This window comes from Holtiella tumoricola (assembly GCF_027857615.1).
In the GTDB taxonomy this organism is placed as follows: Bacteria; Bacillota; Clostridia; order Lachnospirales; family Cellulosilyticaceae; genus Holtiella; species Holtiella tumoricola.
In genome coordinates this window covers 30,930-48,701 of record NZ_JAQIFT010000036.1, presented here as the reverse complement: position 1 = coordinate 48,701, position 17,772 = coordinate 30,930, and the positions used below count along the sequence as shown (strand labels likewise).

The following is a 17,772-nucleotide window of genomic DNA, read 5'->3' as shown; positions in this document are numbered from 1 at the left end:
TTCTCCAAGCCTTTTTATTGTATAATTATACACTTTCTTTTGAAGAAAATAAGCCAGCATCCTTTACGATATCTTGCTCTTTAAATAAGTTGGATACAGCTATTTCATATTCACCAAAGCGTTGTGCCTTTCTAATCTTCTTCGCATACTTTTCACAATCAGAAAACATGTGAATCATATAGAACCATACTTCCTTCATCTTGAAAAGTACATTGCGATCACCAGAAAGCACACTTTGATAGTCCATATAAAGCTTGTCATGGAATGCTCTTAAGACCTCTTTATCCAAAGCGCGTTGTTCTGTAATATGACCTATAAGCCCTGGATTTGCAATAAGCCCTCTACCTAACATCATCATCTCTACATCCTTAAAAGCATGATTAAACTGCTCATAATCTTTAGTAGTAAAGATATCTCCATTGTAACAGATCTCATGTCTACTTTGCTCTAATCCTTTCTTAAAAGCATCCATATTAGGTGTATTTTTATAATAATCCTTCTGTACTCTAGGATGAATAATAAGTTCTTCCATGGGATATTTATTAAACAATTCCATAAGCCTATCAAACTCTTCTGGAATATCCTTGCCTATTCTTGTTTTTATAGAAATTTTAGTCACAGCTTCTTCAAAAATCTGATCTAGAAATACTTCTAATACCTCTGGATTAGCAAGGAATCCTGAACCTTTTCCTTTTGCTACAACTGTTCCCGAAGGACAGCCTAAATTGAGATTAATCTCATCATAGCCATAAGCTTTAAGTTGCTTAGCTGTTCTAATGAAATCTTGAGCATTATTGGTCAAAATTTGCGGAATAGCTACAATTTTCTCATTATGTTCTGGCAAAATATCATTGATTTCCTTAGATGAAAAACGTCCATGCTGGTTAGGGGATAAAAACGGGGTAAAATATTTATCAGCGTTATTAAAGAAAGCGGCATGAGCATTTCTATAAATATACCCCGTAACGCCTTCTAGTGGTGCAAAATAAAACTTCATTTGATCTATTAGCTCCTTCATTCTCGTTGTCTATCTTATATCATCATTTCTATATGTCATTATACATCAAAGTGATTCTTATATCTAGCTTCACCAAAATGATGCAGCTTTTATTTTTTCTTTCATCATCTTTATATTATCCTTAAAAAGACATCTATACAAAAAACGTTACCATTTATGATTTTTATTAAATAACACTATTTAAAATTCAATATTTTTATTTTTAAATATTCTGTAAAATAATTTTTTTTATTTTTAAATTGCATTTTGTTTCTATTTATGTTAATTTATTATGTATCAAATCAACTTTCATTCATCACAATTTTTTTATAAGGAGAGGTTACATATGAAAAAATTATCATTAACTTCTAAAACTTTAATCGCTTTACTTTTAGGTACAGCATTTGGAATTATACTTTCAAATATGCCAACAAATTGGTTTACCCAAACCCTCTTGTTAAATGGCCTATTAAAATTATTTGGAACAGGCTTTTTAAATGCAATTAAGCTTATTGTTGTTCCTTTAGTGTTTGTTTCTATCGTCTATGCAACAGCTTCTTTAGATGACTTAAAAAAGATCGGACGTATTGGTAGTCGAACATTTATTTTTTATACATTAACAACTGCCCTTGCTATTATTTTAGCTTTATTTATAGGGGGAATCTTACAACCCGGGTCAGGTGTTGACCTTGCACTTTTACAGGCTAATGAAGTTACTGTCTCTACAACTTCTACACAAGTTAACTTCATTGATACATTATTAAATATGATTCCAACCAATATTTTCTCAGCCTTCACTGAAGGTAATATATTAGGTGTAATTTTCTTTGCTATTCTTCTTGGTCTTAGTATCACAATGGTCGGCGAAAAAGCAAAACCACTTCTTACACTTTTTGAAGCTGCTAATGAAGTCTTTTTGAAATTAGTACAAATCATTATGAAATTTGCACCTTATGGGGTCTTTGCATTACTTGCAACAACATTTGCAAACTTTGGTCTTTCTGCACTTATGCCACTTATTAAATACGTCTTAACTGTATTGTTAGGGTTAGCATTACAACTTTTCGTGGTTTATATGGGTATGCTATTCTTCATAGGAAAATTACGTCCAAGTGTTTTCCTAAAAAAATTCATGCCAATCTTCAACATCTGTTTATCAACAGCTTCTTCCAGTGCTGCACTTCCTATGTCACTAGAGCACTCAGAAAAGTCTTTTGGTGTTTCAAGAAAGATAAGCGCCTTTACACTTCCATTAGGTGCAACTATTAATATGGATGGTACAGCTATTATGCAAGGGATCTCCGTTATGTTTATTGCTCAAATCTATGGGATTCAACTAGGTTTTAGCGACTATATTATGGTTATCTTATCAGCTGTTCTTGCATCTATTGGTACTGCTGGTGTACCAGGTGTTGGTATGATTATGCTCACTATGGTTCTTGCATCTGTCAACTTACCAATCGAAGGCATTGCACTCATTATGGGTGTTGACCGTATTATTGATATGTTCCGTACAGCTATTAATGTAGCTGGTGACAATGTTTGTACACTTCTTATTGCTAAAGGCGAAAAAGAACTGGACGAAAATATTTACAACAACTAATAGCTTAAAGCTATATATGCTCTAAAATATCAAATCCCCTCTACAACTCATTACTTGATATGAATTGTAGAGGGGATTTTGAATTTCTTCTTCATCTATGCCTATCCCGTTATCTTTAATACATAGTCTTATTTTTTGCTAATATCAATAAGCTTTAATATCTATTTTAACCACTTCTTTGTCATTATATTTTATGGCATTATCAATGAATATAACTAGTAGCTACCTAGAGCATAAGCACTTTGAAAACAGGCATTAGGGCTATGAGGATATACAGGTTATATAGATGGATTACTCTGAAAAGGCATACCCCTTTGACTTTTTCATTAAATTTTTTTCATTTTCTTATTTTCTACTTTTAAGCTATTTCTTTATAAAGGTAATAGCACTCATCACCTGTCACTTGAATATAGTAAATAATACCAACTTATGAAAGGAGTTCACCAATGAGCTACTTTAAACAAAATTCATATCAAAATCCATATAGAACGCGTCAGTATCCTTCTAATACAACACAACAAATTCAAGATTATGGTCCTTATCCTTTTGCAGTTAACATTGAACAACTTACAAAAGGTAATAATACATTCCGTACAGCACTCTGGACGGGCAATCATTTGCAACTTACTTTAATGAGCCTTCTTCCTGGAGAAGATATTGGTTTAGAAATGCATCCTGATACCGACCAATTTATACGTATTGAAGATGGCAAAGGACTTGTCATGATGGGAGATACCAAAGATACACCTAGTTTCCAACAAACGGTATCTGCTGACTACGCCTTTGTTATCCCTGCCGGCAAATGGCATAATCTTATTAATATTGGTTCAAAACCGCTTAAACTCTACTCTATTTATGCTCCTATACAGCATCCTTTTGGTACTGTTCATGAGACAAAAGCGGATGCTGAAGCAGCTGAACAACAAAATAAATAAATAAATAAATAAATAAATAAAAGAACGATAGACTCTCAATTTCTAAGAGTTCTATCGCTCTTTTTGTATTCTCACACGACCTATTTATTTATGCAAATTATTTAATATCTATCTTCATATTTTTGTAGTAGTATTCTTTATCATGCTCATTAATTTCTCTAAGTACACGGCAGGGATTCCCTACTGCAACTACATTAGCTGGAATATCTTTCGTAACAACACTTCCTGCACCAATCACTGTATTGTCTCCAATGGTTACTCCAGGTAAAACAACAGCCCCTGCACCTATCCAAACATTATTTCCGATTCTAACAGGAATATTAAATTGAGCTACCTTCATTCTTAGCTCAGGATCAACAGGATGTCCTGCAGTTGCAATGGTTACATTAGGCCCGATCATTACATAATCCCCAATATAAATATCTGTATCATCTACTAAAGTTAAATTAAAATTCGCATAAACATTATTGCCTAGATGGGTATAACGTCCCCAGTTGGTATGAAGAGGTGGTTCGATGTAGCAGTTCTCACCTACCTCAGCTAAAAGTTCCTTTAATAAGCTCGTACGCTTCTCTCCTTCTGAAGGACGTGTATGGTTGAAATCATAAAGTTTTTCTAAACATTGTGTTTGTTCTGCTGCTAAGCTTTCATCATCACAAAAATATACTTTTTGACTTTGCATTCTTTCTTTAGTGGTCATAACTTTCTCCTTCTAAATAGTCAGTATAAGTAATCTATTTTTAAATTATATACAAAAATTTCACTCTAATTTTAGAATATCACACTCATTCTCTCTAAACAATAAGCCCACCTCATTGTTTATGAATGAGATAGGCATTTAAATTTAATCTATAGATGCTGTTACTTTATAAACAGCAGTTCCATGTGCTGGGATACTTATTGTCAATGTATCCTCTGCTTCTATATCGCAATGTTCCCAAAGATCTCTTATCTTTATAGAACCTTCTAGTCCTAATTCCCTCCAACGTACTGTCACTTCTGCTTCTGTTTCACCTCGGTTTAATAAAGCAATGGCTTTTTTATTTGAGTGCTCACCTTCTAAGTCTTTTACCCAAATCTCTACATGACCTTGTACGCCTTCAACTCTTGCTTGTAAACATGCTGGGTCTTGATTAATGGCAATAAGCTCTGTATTTTTTATGATAGAGAGTGTTTCGTCTGATATGGTTGTTAAATCATTTCCAAGCATAAGGGTTGTAGACATCATACACCACATTGCAAAATGCGTCTTATCTTCTTCATAGCTTAACCCTCTACCTACTTGTAGCATATCTAGGTCATTAATATGCCCAGGTCCGTGGTACTTAGCAAGTGGTTTAACATCATCAATTTGTCTTAAGACGCTGGCGAAGTCTAATCCAATATCCCCTGATACTCTCCAAGAATCTGCCACATCAACTACCCATTCTCCTGGGAACTCCCATCTACATACATTATAAATAATGTTTCTTTGCTCTTCTTCTCTAATTTTCTCGATAATATTTCCAATTTCAGTGTAGCGTGTCTTTTCATCAAGCTTCATTCTTTGTCCACCACACCAGTCAACTTTTATAAAGTCATATCCCCAATCAATGAGGTACATTCTAAGATCTTGTTCATCATAACCATATAAGCCAACGCCTACCCCATCACTATTACCATCTGGATTATCCCAAACATGGGCACATGTATTGTCTCCACCATCAGAGTAAATCCCTGCCTTTAATCCTTTAGCATGGGCATAATCTGCAATCACTTTCATACCATTTGGAAAACGTACAGGATGTGGTTTAATCATTCCCTTTTCATCACGTCCTCCAAAGAAGCCATCATCGATATTAAAATAGGTATAACCTACATCTGCAAGTCCTGTCTCAACTAATGCATCAATTTGTCTTTTAAACAAATCTTCACAAATATCTACATGGTAATGATTCCATGAAGACCATCCCATAAGCGGTGTTAAGCGTTTAGTATATTTTTTTTCTTTTTTTAAGTCACACATAATAGTTTCCTTTCGTTGCGTTTTTATTTATAATTAAATTATAAAACTTAAAAATCACAATTTATATATATTATTAGCTACAAAATTTATAATATTAGCCAAAAAAGAGGTTCTTTTATGCATGCCTTTATTAATGATTTTTCCATTACTCAAATTCAATATTTTAATCACTACTTTTTTGATCACACTCATATTTTTCATGGACATAGACATGACTGTTGGGAAATCAATGTGGTTTTAAAAGGTGAACTTGAAGTGACTTATGATGATACCATCTTCACCCTTCACCAAAATCAGGTCTTTATAGGTGAACCTAATGTATTTCATCGTAACCGTGTGACCAAAGACCCTACCGTAGAACTTATTGTCATTCACTTTAGTAGTGCAGATCTCCCTTTTTGGGGTACCCCGCAAATATTTTCTTTAAGTGATGAAAACTTAACACTTTTCCACTTATTAATTTCAGACTTTAAGCAATTTAAGGCGGTCCATAATATTTCTAGTGATACCGTTGATATAGCGCCTTTTTCATTTAAAAAGTTACTTGAAGTTTTTACTTCTCGTATCATTAAAGAGCAGATTACACTGCCTCATTCTACTCAAAAAGAAACGCTTATCTATAACAAAGCTGTTACTTATATGAAAAATAATCTACATAAGAACTGCTCCATTACAGAAATAGCTACTGCATGCTGTGTATGTAATACCACCTTAAAAAATATTTTTAAGAAATATACAGATCAAGGCGTGAATACCTTTTTTATTAATATGAAGCTAGAGTCTAGCAAACAGTATTTACAACAAAATTATTCTATTGCGCAGATTAGTGAGCAACTTGGCTTTTCCTCTCAAGCTTATTTTTCACAGACTTTCAAAAAGGTCTATGGCTATTCACCTCTTCAATATAAGCAGAAACACTAAAGGGGCCCGTTGCCTTCATGCAACAGTCCCCTCTTTTTTACATTTTTATTAATGTCTCTTTTTCATGCGGATTACATTCCAACTTGTTTTAGAAAGGACTGTTTCAAGCACGCCATTTTCTAATTTTCCATTCCCATTTCCATAAGGTACGACATTATTTGGATGTGCCTGGGTATTTTCTGCTTTTAGATCCTCATGGTAGAGTACTTGATGTTCAACAACGCTATACTCTTTAAACTGTCTCAGTTCACATTTAACTTCCATAGGTTCATCTAAAGACTTATTTACAGCAAATAAAGTTAAGGTTTCCTCTTCTTCATTTTCAATTAAAACAGCATCTAAATAAGGTGCATCCCCATGTTTACTTTCATAAATTGGACTTTTTACTAAAGTATGTAGCACTTTTCCTCTTCCAAATACACTTGTATGCATATAAGGATAGAAAATGGTTTGTTTCCACGCCCCACTATCTGAAGTCATAATAGGTGCGATTACATTGACTAATTGTGCTAAGCAAGCTATTTTTACACGATCACAATATTTAAGTAAAGTAATCAGCATGCTCCCTACTAATAAGGCATCTTCAAAATTATAAATATCTTCTAACTGGTGTGGTACTTTTACCCACTTTTCTAATTGCTTATCCTGCTCATTAGAATGATACCATACATTCCATTCATCAAAGGAAAGATTAATTTGTTTATGACTTCTTTTCTTCACCTTAACGTAATCACAAATTGAGACAACTGAACGAATAAACTCATCCATTGCCACAGAAGATGCTAAGAAGTTTTTAGTATCATTGTCATGATTGCCATAATACTGATGAAGAGATATATAATCCACTTGGTCATAGGCCTCATCTAGTACAGTTTCCTCCCACTGTGCAAAAGTATCCATATACAAACTAGAGCTTCCACAAGCTACTAGCTCAATATTTGAATCGACCATTCTCATAATACGTCCTGTTTCTGCTGCAAGTCTACCATATTCCTTAGCGGTTTTGTGTCCCATTTGCCATGGTCCATCCATCTCATTGCCTAAGCACCAAAGCTTAATATTATGTGGATCCTTGTAACCATGTTGAACTCTTAAATCACTATAATAAGACCCTTCTTTAATATTGCAATATTCTATAATATTTTTTGCATCTTCTACGCCTCTAGTCCCCAAATTAACCGCCATCATGGCTTCTGTACCCACTTCTTTGGTCCAATCCATAAACTCATTCAGACCAAACTGATTAGTCTCAACGACGCTCCATGCTAAATCTAACTTTTGTGGTCTTTCGGCTTTTGGTCCCACACCATCTTCCCAGTGATAGCCTGATACAAAGTTCCCCCCTGGATAACGTACGATCGGCACTCCTATTTCACGAATAAGCTTCGCAACATCTTGACGTAATCCTCTTTCATCTGCTAAAGGGTTTCCTGGTTGGTAAATACCCTCATAAACTGCTCTTCCCAAATGTTCAATAAAAGAACCGTAGATCCTTTGATCTACATCACCCACAATAAATTCTCTATCCACACAAATATTCGCCTTTTTCATTTTATACCTCCTCTATTCATCATCTTCTCTATCTTCAATTTATCACGCATAGTCTAATAAACAAATATTTTTTCTTCCACATTATTTGATTTTTCTTCCGATATTTATATAATGAATAATAAGAACTACTTCATTTTATAATAGAGGAGATGACTTTTTGTTTGATCTAACCGTTACCGGCTATCATACCAAAAATTTAGATTGTGATACGATTTATCGTCCTAAGGGGAATGGGGAATTTTTGTTTCTCCTTATCTTATCCCCTATGCATTTTTACTTTGACCATAAGGAACGTCTAGCAAGTCCAGGTGCATGTATTCTCTATGCTCCAGGTTATACCCAACACTATACCGCAGAAAAAGAATTTTTTAATAGCTTTATCCATTTTAAGTATCATCCTGACTTTTTATCTGAATACGCTATCCCTACTAACCAAATCTTTTATCCTGAAGAAATTGAAGAAATCAACTGGTTCTTGAAGAAAATTCATTATGAATTTTGTATGCAATCCTTACATAGTCACCGTATGTGTGAATCTTATTGCCACCAACTTTTTATAACCCTTACAAGAAGCCTCTATAAGCAACACCATCCACTTACCCAAAATACAGACCTACTTGCCCTTTTTGATCAACTTAGACTCCACCTTATTTCTTCTTGTGAAGAAGATTGGAGCATACAACGCATGTGTGAGTTTGTTAACTTAGAAAAAAGTCAGCTTTATACCTATTATCATGCCTTATTTAAAACAACGCCAAAATCAGACCTTATTCATGCAAGAATAGATCGTGCTAAGTATCTTCTTACTAATGAAGCTATGCAAATTAAACAAGTCTCACAAGCTTCTGGCTTTAATAATATTTATCATTTTTCTAGGTACTTTAAACAAATATGTGGTTGTGCCCCCAGTGACTATACAAAAAATAAAAAAGTACCATAAACCTAAGTCTATGGCACTTTTTATTTATAGATTTTTTTCACTTCATCTTGATCCATTTCTAGAACAATAGGACCCATAAGCATCATACTTTCCTCCTTGCCTAGGGGTGTTACACAAATAAAATTTTTACAGTACACTTGATTGCCTAATTTGAACATATTCATAGGATCATAGCCGCTTATAGCATATCTACCTTCAATGGCCTCTCTTGCTTTTTCCTTAAAGAAAGCGTCTATCTGATAGCTCTTTGCTAAGCGATTTTCTTTGACTACTTCTTGAATCAGCATTTCATCATAGCCTACGGATACGCTTTCTTCAGACTGTACCTTGTCACCTATTATTTGAAATACAGGTCTTCCTTCATCTTTTAGTACATGCCAAAAAGAAAGGTCACATGCCTTGGCAATGGTCAAAATCACTGGCCCGCAAAAGTAACTTATACGCCTTATATCCTGTTGTAAGGCATTATACGTTTCAAGCTTTTTGCAATAGTCCTCTAATCTCTCTTCATATTGATCTTTATCCAGTTGCTTTAATGCCAGCAGACCAACATATTCTGCTATGCCTTCAACTGTTTCAAGTCTATACTCATAGGTTATTATATCTCCTAGTATACGCTCACGTTCTTTACGTATACTGTAGAACTGACTGAAGAGTTCTTGCTTTACTTGCTTACTTTCTTCTCGACATGCTCTCGCTAAAATTTGATTTTCTACATATTTTAAGCCATAATTTCGCTCATCATCTGGGTAATTCAGCCCTACTAAATCCATAGGAAATCTTTTTTCATTGTTCTCCTGTTGAAAGGCATGAAACATTTCATGTACAATCCCCATGACAAGTTGATCCCTATTGGCAACATTCTCTTCTACGCCATCCATTTCTACATTCCATATAGCCAGATAACTGCCTTCATAGCTTATAGCTGTACATCCCATAAAGCGTGTATCCCATGGAATCACCTTATCCTCTAAACAGACTTCTGTAGAAGTATAAAGTGCAAAAGGATAAGGCTTAAATCCCTCCCATAATATAGAAAAATCAATAGTTTCTAATCGTCTCATAACTTCCTCGTAGAGTGCTCTCATAGGCTTTCCCTCTCCTTTCCTACTTTCATTATATAGCCTGTTACTGGCTACACTCAATTTGAAAAGAAGCGAGTTTTTCATACCTATTCTTCCATGATACATTGGTTCATAAGCTTAGAAACGACACGGGCTTCACCTTGCAAGATCACTCTTCCTATTTTGCTCTTTTTATGATAAGCAAAAGAAAATCTTATGTTTCTGCCTTTTAAAACATTTATTTTACAGATAAGCTTGTCACATAGCTCTTGTGCTTGACTTTCATTCTCACACCTATAATCATAAATCATACATGCACAACCAGGATTGTTGCCTTCTACAAAGTCATTGATTAAGGCTCTTTTTTTAATCTCTATACTTTCTTTAATATAAGGCTCCTCAAAAAAATGCTCTAGATCCATTTCTGTAAATAACCATCCCGTTTGTCTTTTAGTTCCTTGCAATAGACCCTTCTTAATATACGTACGAAGGGTTCTTGTTGAAAGCATGGTCATTAAAGCTAAATCATTAAGGGTATACATGAGTCTATGCATTCCCTCCTGAGCATTTGGCTGCATCAATTGCAAGAACGATCATAAGACTCATAAGTGCATGTTCTTGGTTAGCCACCTCGATGGAATAGGTATCGGTAAAATTGAAAAACTGTTTGGATACCCATGCGATGGCACTCCCATTGTCTTCAGTAATTTCATAATCCCATTCTAGGAAATTTCCTGCTACTTTCCACCCATTACATTCTAAAACAAAAGAAGGTTTAAAAAAGGTAAACTCTTTTTTAATATCCCCAACATGTACACCCCCTAAGTACATACGAAATCTTGGCATCCAAGTGAGTACTTCTTCCTTTAAGGTTGCTATATGTGCTCCACTTGCATCATAAACTTCTAGGCAATGGCCCCATGCCATTTTCCCTTTAACTGTATATAACGTTCTTCCATCTTCTCCATAAATATCATAGCTATCTAACCATGAGAAAAAACGTTGTTTAAAAAGCATTTTCATAGTCTATCTCCCCTTTTAATAATATAAATTATAAGTTCTACTCTGAGTCTTTATTACCCTTTAAAGAAAAAGTCCTGTGGGTCTTCTATATTAAAGATTTGTGTGAGTAACATCATTTCTGGGTAAGTCCAGTCTGTTGTTCCTTTAAACTTTCTAGTGAGTGTCTGTTTACTTACACCTAGTCTTATTGCTAATTCCTCAAATGTAACATAATATTCTTTCATCAGTTCATTCATTTTATCGTGCATTCATTTTGCTCCTTATTTCTAGCCTATAAACTATTCATTTTCTATCCCTAGCATATCATTCTTTTTATAAGTCTACAACACCATAGAAAGAGAGCACCCTTATTCCTTCTAAGAAAAGTGGTACTCTCTTTCTATTATGTCTTCTATGCTTTTAGTTTTATATTTTGCATACACAAAGGAAGTTCTAGTCCGCATTGCTCCAGTAGCACCTGATCCATCAATACTTCCCTGGCTGTACCATCTTTTACTATTTCCCCATCGCCTAATAAAATAATACGCTCACACGTTTCTAATAACATATCTAAATCATGAGAAGTAATGAGTTTAGTTTGCTCAAATCCATTTAATAATTCAATCAGATGCCTACGATTTCTAGGGTCTAATGCGATGGTTGGTTCATCCATTAGAATGATCTGTGACTTCATGGCTAATATGGTGGCTATGGCAACCAATTTCTTTTCTCCACCTGAAAGGGTATAAATAGGCTTATCTTTTAAATGCATCATGCCAACTGCATTCAATGCTTCTTCTACCTGAGCTTTTACTTGTTCCTGACCATATCCATAGTTACGTGGTCCAAAGGCAAGTTCTTCATACACATTGTTCATAAACAATTGGCTTTCTGAATCTTGAAAGATATAGCCAACCTTTTGTCTCATCTTCATTAAGTTGGCCTTTTCCACTTTCATCCCTTCAATGATTATTTCTCCCTCTTTAGGTGTTTCAAGACCTACTAATAATCGAAGTAAGGTGGATTTACCGACTCCATTTGCGCCTACAATTCCTATCGACTCCCCTTTACTTGTAGAAAAACTAATACGTTTTAGTATCGGTTCACTTTGTTGATAATTAAAACTTACCTCTTTGAATGCCATTTGAAATGGGCTCATTGCTACGTCATCCTCCATAAGATAAAAAATACACTTAAGCATACTACTAAATAAAGTACATCTCTTTTTGAATAATGTCTTTCCTCTATAGGATCATATTGACCTTGGTACCCTCTAAGGGTCATACTTTCATACACCTGCTCTGCTCGGTCAATCGTCTGTATTAAAAGTTGACCGCAAAATACACCCCAAACACGAAAATGTATGCCTTTTTGCCTTGGTGCGCGCATGGCATAAGACTCACTCATGCATTTCATCTCTTTAAGCAATACATTGATATAGCGATAGGTCATCAAGAACTGAGTCACTATAATAGAAGGTACTTTTAATCGGTACAACCCATAACCAATCGCCTCTATCGATGTGGTTGCAATTAAAAGATAAGATGCAAGTATACAGAGTAAGCCTTCTAACATTAAGGTGAGCATGGATACCATCCCTAGAGTGATAACGATATGCCCTACTTGCCCTATCGGTTGACGCTCAAAGAAGGGATTAAAAATCCCCATGATCAAGAGAAAAGGAAAGACCAACTTCATACGTTTTATTGCCTTCCATAAAGATAGCTGACTCAGTGCAAACATGACAACGGGATAGCTCATAAAATAGATGAGCCTTACTAAATCATATTTAGGGGTGGATACAACACTGATCATATAACCGATTGTCACAATAAGTTTAACCACTGGATGAAGCTGATTCATCCAGTGGTTTCTATGTGTTAATCTATCCATTCTATAGAGTTCTTGTAATGCAGACTCTAGTTTACTCATTGATTTTTCCTTTTCGTCTTGTAATGACATGACAGGTTCCACCACAAATAAGTAAGACCATAACCGCACCACTAATGCCTGCAAAAGAGGTTCCTGCTACACTTTCACTATTTTTAAATCCATAGTCTGGCAATATAGAACATTTCTCTTGTATACGACCACTTATTCCATGTAACCCTCCCTCTTGCTCTAAGAGTTCTGTTTCTCCTGTAAGTTGTTCAATGGACCATTCTAGTCCATCTGGATGTGAAGAAGCCGCATATGAAAGGATACCACCTATAAAAAGTGCTGCAATACCAAAGATAATCAGAGTTTTCTTAAAAGAAAACAGGTTGCTTTTGCTCTCTAGTGAAGCACCTTTTATAAGTTCTGGTCTTACCTCATAAACGAAAGAAATGATAGCCCCTGTAATGACACCCTCAACTAAACCAATAGCAAGATGAATAGGTTGCATGGCTGTAACAAATGCAGTAAAAGGAAGAGACGTAATACCTGAAAGTGTGGTCATCACCGTTACACTAAAAGCCCCTAGCTGTAAGGCAATCACTGAGCCAAGCAAAGAACCTATCCATATTTTCTTACGGGTTACACCTCCTTTCATGATCGGTTTCCATATGCAATAATAGCCTAAGAAACAACCATAAAAAGCCATATTCCAGACATTTGCTCCTAATACTAAGAGGCCTCCATCTGCAAACAAAAGTGCTTGAATGAGCAATACACCTAATAGGGTTAAAAAGCCCCCTGAGGTCCTAATAAGATGGTCAACATCATTGCTCCTGATAAATGTCCACTCGAACCTGTTCCTGGAATGGAAAAGTTAATCATCTGGGCTGCAAATACAAAAGCCCCCATTACGCCCATTATAGGTATTTTTTTAGTGTCCTGTTCTCTATCAATGGTTCTAACAGAGTGTATTGCAACCCCTGCTGTACAAGCATACATCGTTCCTGCTACTGCCGTTGATACCAGCGCATCTGCCATATGCATTTTTTATCCCTCCCCTAGTCTTTCTTTTCTCTTATCTCACCTAACTTTAGCCTTTAACAAGCGATTATCTCTTTAATCATAAATTCTTTTCCAGATAACAGTTCCCATTGTTGACTACCGCATTCTGGACAGATCCTTGCATGCTCAAGCAAATTAAATACTTTATGACATGTTCTACAAAGACCATTTCCTGGTATAACCTCTATCTTCAAAGTTGTATCCTGAAGTAACGTGCCTTCAACTGCCATAGGATAGCATGCCTCAATATATCTAGGAATGGTAGAAGAAAGCTCTCCTATTTGTAATACTAGCGTATCCATTTGTTTTAAATGATTTTGATGTGCAAACTTTTCTACTGTCTTAACGATCTCAATCATAATGCCTATTTCATGCACATTGATTCACCTCTTTTAAGTAGGTTCATAGAACTATTTATCCTGATTATCTTTTTTCACAAAAACAGATTTAACCTTTTTACTTATAATTCTACCTTGGCGTTTAATCGCATGTTTGATCACTGCTGGTTTCATTTCATCTAGTGGTAAGCCCGAACTATCATATTTTCTTACCAATGAAATGGCATCAAACTTACATTTTGTAGTACATATACCGCATCCTACACATTGATAGTGGTCGGCAACAACTGCACCACAACCTAGGCAACGCTCTGTTTCCTTTTTCACTTGTTCTTCGGTGAAAGTTTTACGTAAATCTTTAAAGGTTTCTTTAGACTGGCTACCTGAAACATGACTTGCATGTTGTCTTGGCACACGGTCATAGCTCTTAAAGTTTACATTTTCTTTATCAAGTTCATGATATTCACGCTCGCGACCGATTGCAATATTATCTCCTTGCAAATAGCGCTGGATAGAAATAGCACCTTGTTTTCCAAGTGCAATGGCATCTATTGCAAATCTTGGTCCCGTTACAGCATCGCCACCTGCAAAGACGTCACCTTCACTTGTTTGGAAGGTAAGTGGATCGGATTTAAGGGTTTTGTTCGGATTTAATACCATCTTAGATCCTTTTAACAGTTCTCCCCATGCCATACTTTGACCTACTGACACAAGTATATGGTTCGCTTTAACAACCTTGATTTCTTTTTCATCATACTTTGGATTAAATCTTCCTGTTGCATCAAGGGTAGATAAGCATCGTTTCAACTCTATACCTACAACGCGCCCCTCTTCTACTAAAATTCGTTTAGGTCCCCAAGCATTATAGATAACAATATCCTCAGCTAAGGCTTCATCTATTTCTTCATCAAGGGCTGGCATCTCTTCACGTTTTTCTAGACAATACATTTCAACTGTACCAGCACCCATACGCTGGGCTGTTCGTGCCACATCGATTGCAACGTTACCGCCACCTATTACTACGACTTCCCCTTCAAGCTTCACATCTTCTTCTAAGCTGACTGCTTTAAGGAAATCTACACCTGTTTGCACACCAGAAGCTTCTTCACCTTCAATACCTAATTTTCTACCTGCACATGCGCCTGTTGCAATATAAAATGCCTTATAACCAACATTTCTAAGATGAGATAAAGTAATATCCTTACCTATTTCAATACCTGTTTTAAATTCAACACCTAATTCTCTTAGTACATCGATTTCTGCCTCTACAACATTTTTTTCTAATCTAAAGGATGGTATGCCTAGTGTGAGCATGCCGCCTAATTTCTTTTCTTTTTCAAACACTGTTACTTGATAGCCCTGTACAGCTAAGAAGTATGCACAAGAAAGGCCAGCTGGACCAGCACCAATAACAGCTACTTTTTCTGTTCTTATTTTCATCTTCTCTGGTACAAACCGATGCTCTGCCTTTAAGTCTTGTTCTGCAATAAACTTCTTGATTTCATCAACTGCAAGAGGTTCATCAATATCTCCCCTTGTACATGCTGATTCACATTTTCTTGGGCATATACGTCCACATATAGCTGGAAGTGGATTCTCCTTCTTGATTAACTCAAGAGCTTCTTTATATCTGCCTTGTGAGGCCATCTTAATATAACCTTGAACAGCTATATGTGCGGGACAGTTCGACTTACAAGGACTGGTGCCCACTTCATCTACCATTTGGCGATGGCGATAATCCGGATTCCACTTATCTTCTCCCCACTTAGTATCATAAGGTGTTTCTTTTTCTTTAGGAGGTGCTACCGGCTTCTTGGTACATAAATTTTCGCCTAATGTCAGTGCATTGGCAGGACAGTTCTCTACACATGCCCCACAAGCAACACATTTATCTCGATCTACTTGCACCACATAATTGGACCTAGAAAAATCAGGATTTCTAAAAAGATTGGTATTTCTAAGTCCAAAACATGAACATCCACAGCAGTTACAAATGGCTAGTGCTTCGCCTGGCCCTGATAAGTTAGGTATTTGATGCATTAAGCCTTCCTTTTCAGCTTGCTCACAAATAGCAATGGCTTCCTCTCTTGTAATCTCCCTTCCTTTACCTGTACGTACATAATATTCAGCTGCTGGACCAAGCTGAATACACATTTCTTCAACGGTATGGCCACATCCTTCTCCTTTAACACGCATAGACGTACGACACGCACAGTCTGCTACAGAGAATTTATCATGTTTATGAAGTAAATAGCTAATCTCTTCGTAAGAAGCACGTCTTGTGTCCCCTTCAATGGCACTTTCAATAGGGATAACACGCATAACACCCATACCTACTGGAAGATTACCTGCTACTAATGGCCCTAATTTCCTCGTATACTCTTCGAAGCATTCTGCAATAATAGGGTACTTCTCAACATTTTTTCTATTTGCAACCATATATTCCATAACACCTGGAACAAAGAGTTCAAGAAAATAGGTATCTACGCCCTCTTCTTTTTCAACTTTAATCACGCCATCTTCTGCTAGTTGTAGTAAAATCTTCTCAACCTCATCTGCTGGCCTTTTACATTTAGCTACAACTTCCTCTAACCTCTTAGGTTTACGAATTTCTAAATGCAATGCCACTTCTGCCATTTCATCAGTCACTACAGGCTCTAAAATTTTGTACTCTGGATCTGTTGGCTTAACCTTGATAAGTCCTGCAGTAATCCCTGCTCCAATTTTATTGGCAAGTTCTAATACCTTTTTCTTTACCATCCCTACCCCTCCTTAATTAAAATCCTATGATTAACTATTTTTCATTCCATAGCTTCACTTGCGTACGCAGCCAGTTGGCCCACTCCTCAATCCCTTCACCTGTTCTTGCAGAGATTGGAATCACCCGAATATTAGGATTTAATTTCTTTACACGTTCCTTTACAGCCTCAATATCAAAATCAAAATAAGGGAGTACATCTATTTTGTTTATCAATAATACATCTACAATAGAGAACATTAATGGATATTTTAAGGGTTTATCATCCCCTTCAGGTACGCTCAAAATCATTGCATTTTTAGAAGCACCTGTGTCAAACTCTGCTGGGCATACTAAGTTCCCTACATTTTCTAAGATTGCACAATCTACATCCTCTGTTCCAAGTCCTAAAAGTCCTTGTTTTGTCATATCTGCATCTAAATGGCACATGCCTCCTGTATGTAATTGAATCACCTTTACGCCTGTTTTAGATATAGAATGTGCATCCACATCTGAATCAATATCTGCTTCTAAAATCCCTAAACCCATTTCATTTTTTAAGATTTCTAAGGTTTTAACAAGCGTTGTTGTCTTGCCTGCTCCTGGTGAAGACATTAAATTAAGTAGAAAAGTTTTTTCTGCTTTTAAACCTTCTCTAAGTTGGTTTGCTTGTTGGTCATTGTCCTCAAAAATACTTTGTTTAATTTCCATGATTTTAAATGATTCCATCTTTATCTCC

18 protein-coding genes and 1 pseudogene are annotated in these 17,772 nt (G+C 35.9%); 4 read left to right on the top strand and 15 right to left on the bottom strand.

Annotation, left to right across the window (positions count from 1 at the left end; all coding sequences use genetic code 11):
- Positions 1-25: 25 nt before the first annotated feature.
- Positions 26-997 (bottom strand): tRNA dihydrouridine synthase, encoded by a 972-nt coding sequence (locus tag PBV87_RS08360; RefSeq protein WP_271011872.1) that lies wholly within the window; start codon positions 995-997, stop codon positions 26-28.
- Positions 998-1,343: 346 nt separating this feature from the next.
- Between PBV87_RS08360 and PBV87_RS08355 the strand changes: the two genes are divergently transcribed.
- Together PBV87_RS08355 and PBV87_RS08350 are read left to right on the top strand one after the other, a co-directional pair.
- Positions 1,344-2,600, top strand: coding sequence for a dicarboxylate/amino acid:cation symporter (locus tag PBV87_RS08355; RefSeq protein ID WP_271011871.1), 1,257 nt, complete (start codon positions 1,344-1,346; stop codon positions 2,598-2,600).
- 446 nt (positions 2,601-3,046) lie between these two features.
- Positions 3,047-3,535 carry a cupin domain-containing protein gene (locus PBV87_RS08350; protein ID WP_271011870.1) on the top strand — a complete coding sequence of 163 codons (489 nt, stop codon included), beginning with the start codon at positions 3,047-3,049 and terminating at the stop codon, positions 3,533-3,535.
- A gap of 97 nt (positions 3,536-3,632) precedes the next feature.
- Here PBV87_RS08350 and PBV87_RS08345 read toward each other — a convergent pair whose 3' ends face one another.
- Together PBV87_RS08345 and PBV87_RS08340 are read right to left on the bottom strand one after the other, a co-directional pair.
- Positions 3,633-4,235 carry a sugar O-acetyltransferase gene (locus PBV87_RS08345; RefSeq protein ID WP_271011869.1) on the bottom strand — a complete coding sequence of 201 codons (603 nt, stop codon included), beginning with the start codon at positions 4,233-4,235 and terminating at the stop codon, positions 3,633-3,635.
- Between the two features lie 144 nt (positions 4,236-4,379).
- Entirely contained in the window at positions 4,380-5,540 is a 1,161-nt protein-coding gene (locus tag PBV87_RS08340) for a glycoside hydrolase family 27 protein (RefSeq protein ID WP_271011868.1), read from the bottom strand.
- Positions 5,541-5,657: 117 nt separating this feature from the next.
- Here PBV87_RS08340 and PBV87_RS08335 point away from each other — a divergent pair, with 117 nt between their 5' ends.
- Complete coding sequence (locus PBV87_RS08335; RefSeq protein ID WP_271011867.1) at positions 5,658-6,461, top strand: helix-turn-helix transcriptional regulator; 804 nt, start codon at positions 5,658-5,660, stop codon at positions 6,459-6,461.
- Positions 6,462-6,509: 48 nt separating this feature from the next.
- Here the strand turns inward: PBV87_RS08335 and arfA are convergent, their stop codons facing one another.
- On the bottom strand, positions 6,510-8,012 hold the full coding sequence (gene arfA, locus PBV87_RS08330) for an arabinosylfuranosidase ArfA (RefSeq protein ID WP_271011866.1): 1,503 nt from the start codon (positions 8,010-8,012) through the stop codon (positions 6,510-6,512).
- A gap of 265 nt (positions 8,013-8,277) precedes the next feature.
- Between arfA and PBV87_RS08325 the strand changes: the two genes are divergently transcribed.
- Entirely contained in the window at positions 8,278-8,952 is a 675-nt protein-coding gene (locus PBV87_RS08325) for a helix-turn-helix transcriptional regulator (protein ID WP_271011865.1), read from the top strand.
- Positions 8,953-8,972: 20 nt separating this feature from the next.
- Here the strand turns inward: PBV87_RS08325 and PBV87_RS08320 are convergent, their stop codons facing one another.
- The 11 genes and pseudogenes from PBV87_RS08320 to hypB all read right to left on the bottom strand — a co-directional run bounded on the left by PBV87_RS08320 (position 8,973) and on the right by hypB (position 17,762).
- Positions 8,973-10,016 (bottom strand): hypothetical protein, encoded by a 1,044-nt coding sequence (locus PBV87_RS08320; RefSeq protein ID WP_271011864.1) that lies wholly within the window; start codon positions 10,014-10,016, stop codon positions 8,973-8,975.
- A gap of 107 nt (positions 10,017-10,123) precedes the next feature.
- Complete coding sequence (locus PBV87_RS08315; RefSeq protein ID WP_271011863.1) at positions 10,124-10,570, bottom strand: helix-turn-helix domain-containing protein; 447 nt, start codon at positions 10,568-10,570, stop codon at positions 10,124-10,126.
- Entirely contained in the window at positions 10,563-11,039 is a 477-nt protein-coding gene (locus tag PBV87_RS08310) for an LURP-one-related/scramblase family protein (RefSeq protein ID WP_271011862.1), read from the bottom strand. Before PBV87_RS08310 ends, PBV87_RS08315 begins: the two co-directional genes overlap by 8 nt.
- 53 nt (positions 11,040-11,092) lie before the next feature.
- A complete protein-coding gene (locus PBV87_RS08305; RefSeq protein ID WP_053984113.1) occupies positions 11,093-11,287 on the bottom strand; it encodes a helix-turn-helix domain-containing protein in 195 nt (64 codons plus the stop codon).
- Positions 11,288-11,430: 143 nt separating this feature from the next.
- Complete coding sequence (locus PBV87_RS08300) at positions 11,431-12,177, bottom strand: energy-coupling factor ABC transporter ATP-binding protein (protein WP_271011861.1); 747 nt, start codon at positions 12,175-12,177, stop codon at positions 11,431-11,433.
- 2 nt (positions 12,178-12,179) lie between these two features.
- Positions 12,180-12,980, bottom strand: coding sequence for a cobalt ECF transporter T component CbiQ (cbiQ, locus tag PBV87_RS08295; RefSeq protein WP_271011860.1), 801 nt, complete (start codon positions 12,978-12,980; stop codon positions 12,180-12,182).
- Entirely contained in the window at positions 12,943-13,221 is a 279-nt protein-coding gene (locus PBV87_RS22865) for a PDGLE domain-containing protein (protein ID WP_330680364.1), read from the bottom strand. The genes cbiQ and PBV87_RS22865 overlap by 38 nt, the downstream gene beginning before the upstream one ends.
- Before the next feature lie 153 nt (positions 13,222-13,374).
- Positions 13,375-13,895, bottom strand: a pseudogene (locus PBV87_RS22860) (energy-coupling factor ABC transporter permease); the annotation flags it as partial.
- Positions 13,896-13,993: 98 nt separating this feature from the next.
- Positions 13,994-14,335 carry a hydrogenase maturation nickel metallochaperone HypA/HybF gene (locus tag PBV87_RS08285; protein WP_271011859.1) on the bottom strand — a complete coding sequence of 114 codons (342 nt, stop codon included), beginning with the start codon at positions 14,333-14,335 and terminating at the stop codon, positions 13,994-13,996.
- A 33-nt stretch (positions 14,336-14,368) separates the two neighbouring features.
- A complete protein-coding gene (locus PBV87_RS08280; protein ID WP_271011858.1) occupies positions 14,369-17,056 on the bottom strand; it encodes an FAD-dependent oxidoreductase in 2,688 nt (895 codons plus the stop codon).
- A 34-nt stretch (positions 17,057-17,090) separates the two neighbouring features.
- Positions 17,091-17,762 (bottom strand): hydrogenase nickel incorporation protein HypB, encoded by a 672-nt coding sequence (gene hypB / locus PBV87_RS08275; RefSeq protein ID WP_271011857.1) that lies wholly within the window; start codon positions 17,760-17,762, stop codon positions 17,091-17,093.
- Positions 17,763-17,772: the final 10 nt, after the last annotated feature.

Excerpts from the sequence above, each read along its gene's own strand:
- PBV87_RS08360 (WP_271011872.1), bottom strand. The coding sequence starts at position 997 with ATGAAGTTTTATTTTGCACCACTAGAAGGCGTTACGGGGTATATTTAT.
- PBV87_RS08355 (WP_271011871.1), top strand. The coding sequence starts at position 1,344 with ATGAAAAAATTATCATTAACTTCTAAAACTTTAATCGCTTTACTTTTA.
- PBV87_RS08350 (WP_271011870.1), top strand. The coding sequence starts at position 3,047 with ATGAGCTACTTTAAACAAAATTCATATCAAAATCCATATAGAACGCGT.
- PBV87_RS08345 (WP_271011869.1), bottom strand. The coding sequence starts at position 4,235 with ATGACCACTAAAGAAAGAATGCAAAGTCAAAAAGTATATTTTTGTGAT.
- PBV87_RS08340 (WP_271011868.1), bottom strand. The coding sequence starts at position 5,540 with ATGTGTGACTTAAAAAAAGAAAAAAAATATACTAAACGCTTAACACCG.
- PBV87_RS08335 (WP_271011867.1), top strand. The coding sequence starts at position 5,658 with ATGCATGCCTTTATTAATGATTTTTCCATTACTCAAATTCAATATTTT.
- arfA (WP_271011866.1), bottom strand. The coding sequence starts at position 8,012 with ATGAAAAAGGCGAATATTTGTGTGGATAGAGAATTTATTGTGGGTGAT.
- PBV87_RS08325 (WP_271011865.1), top strand. The coding sequence starts at position 8,278 with ATGCATTTTTACTTTGACCATAAGGAACGTCTAGCAAGTCCAGGTGCA.
- PBV87_RS08320 (WP_271011864.1), bottom strand. The coding sequence starts at position 10,016 with ATGAGACGATTAGAAACTATTGATTTTTCTATATTATGGGAGGGATTT.
- PBV87_RS08315 (WP_271011863.1), bottom strand. The coding sequence starts at position 10,570 with ATGCATAGACTCATGTATACCCTTAATGATTTAGCTTTAATGACCATG.
- PBV87_RS08310 (WP_271011862.1), bottom strand. The coding sequence starts at position 11,039 with ATGAAAATGCTTTTTAAACAACGTTTTTTCTCATGGTTAGATAGCTAT.
- PBV87_RS08305 (WP_053984113.1), bottom strand. The coding sequence starts at position 11,287 with ATGCACGATAAAATGAATGAACTGATGAAAGAATATTATGTTACATTT.
- PBV87_RS08300 (WP_271011861.1), bottom strand. The coding sequence starts at position 12,177 with ATGAGCCCATTTCAAATGGCATTCAAAGAGGTAAGTTTTAATTATCAA.
- cbiQ (WP_271011860.1), bottom strand. The coding sequence starts at position 12,980 with ATGTCATTACAAGACGAAAAGGAAAAATCAATGAGTAAACTAGAGTCT.
- PBV87_RS08280 (WP_271011858.1), bottom strand. The coding sequence starts at position 17,056 with ATGGTAAAGAAAAAGGTATTAGAACTTGCCAATAAAATTGGAGCAGGG.
- hypB (WP_271011857.1), bottom strand. The coding sequence starts at position 17,762 with ATGGAATCATTTAAAATCATGGAAATTAAACAAAGTATTTTTGAGGAC.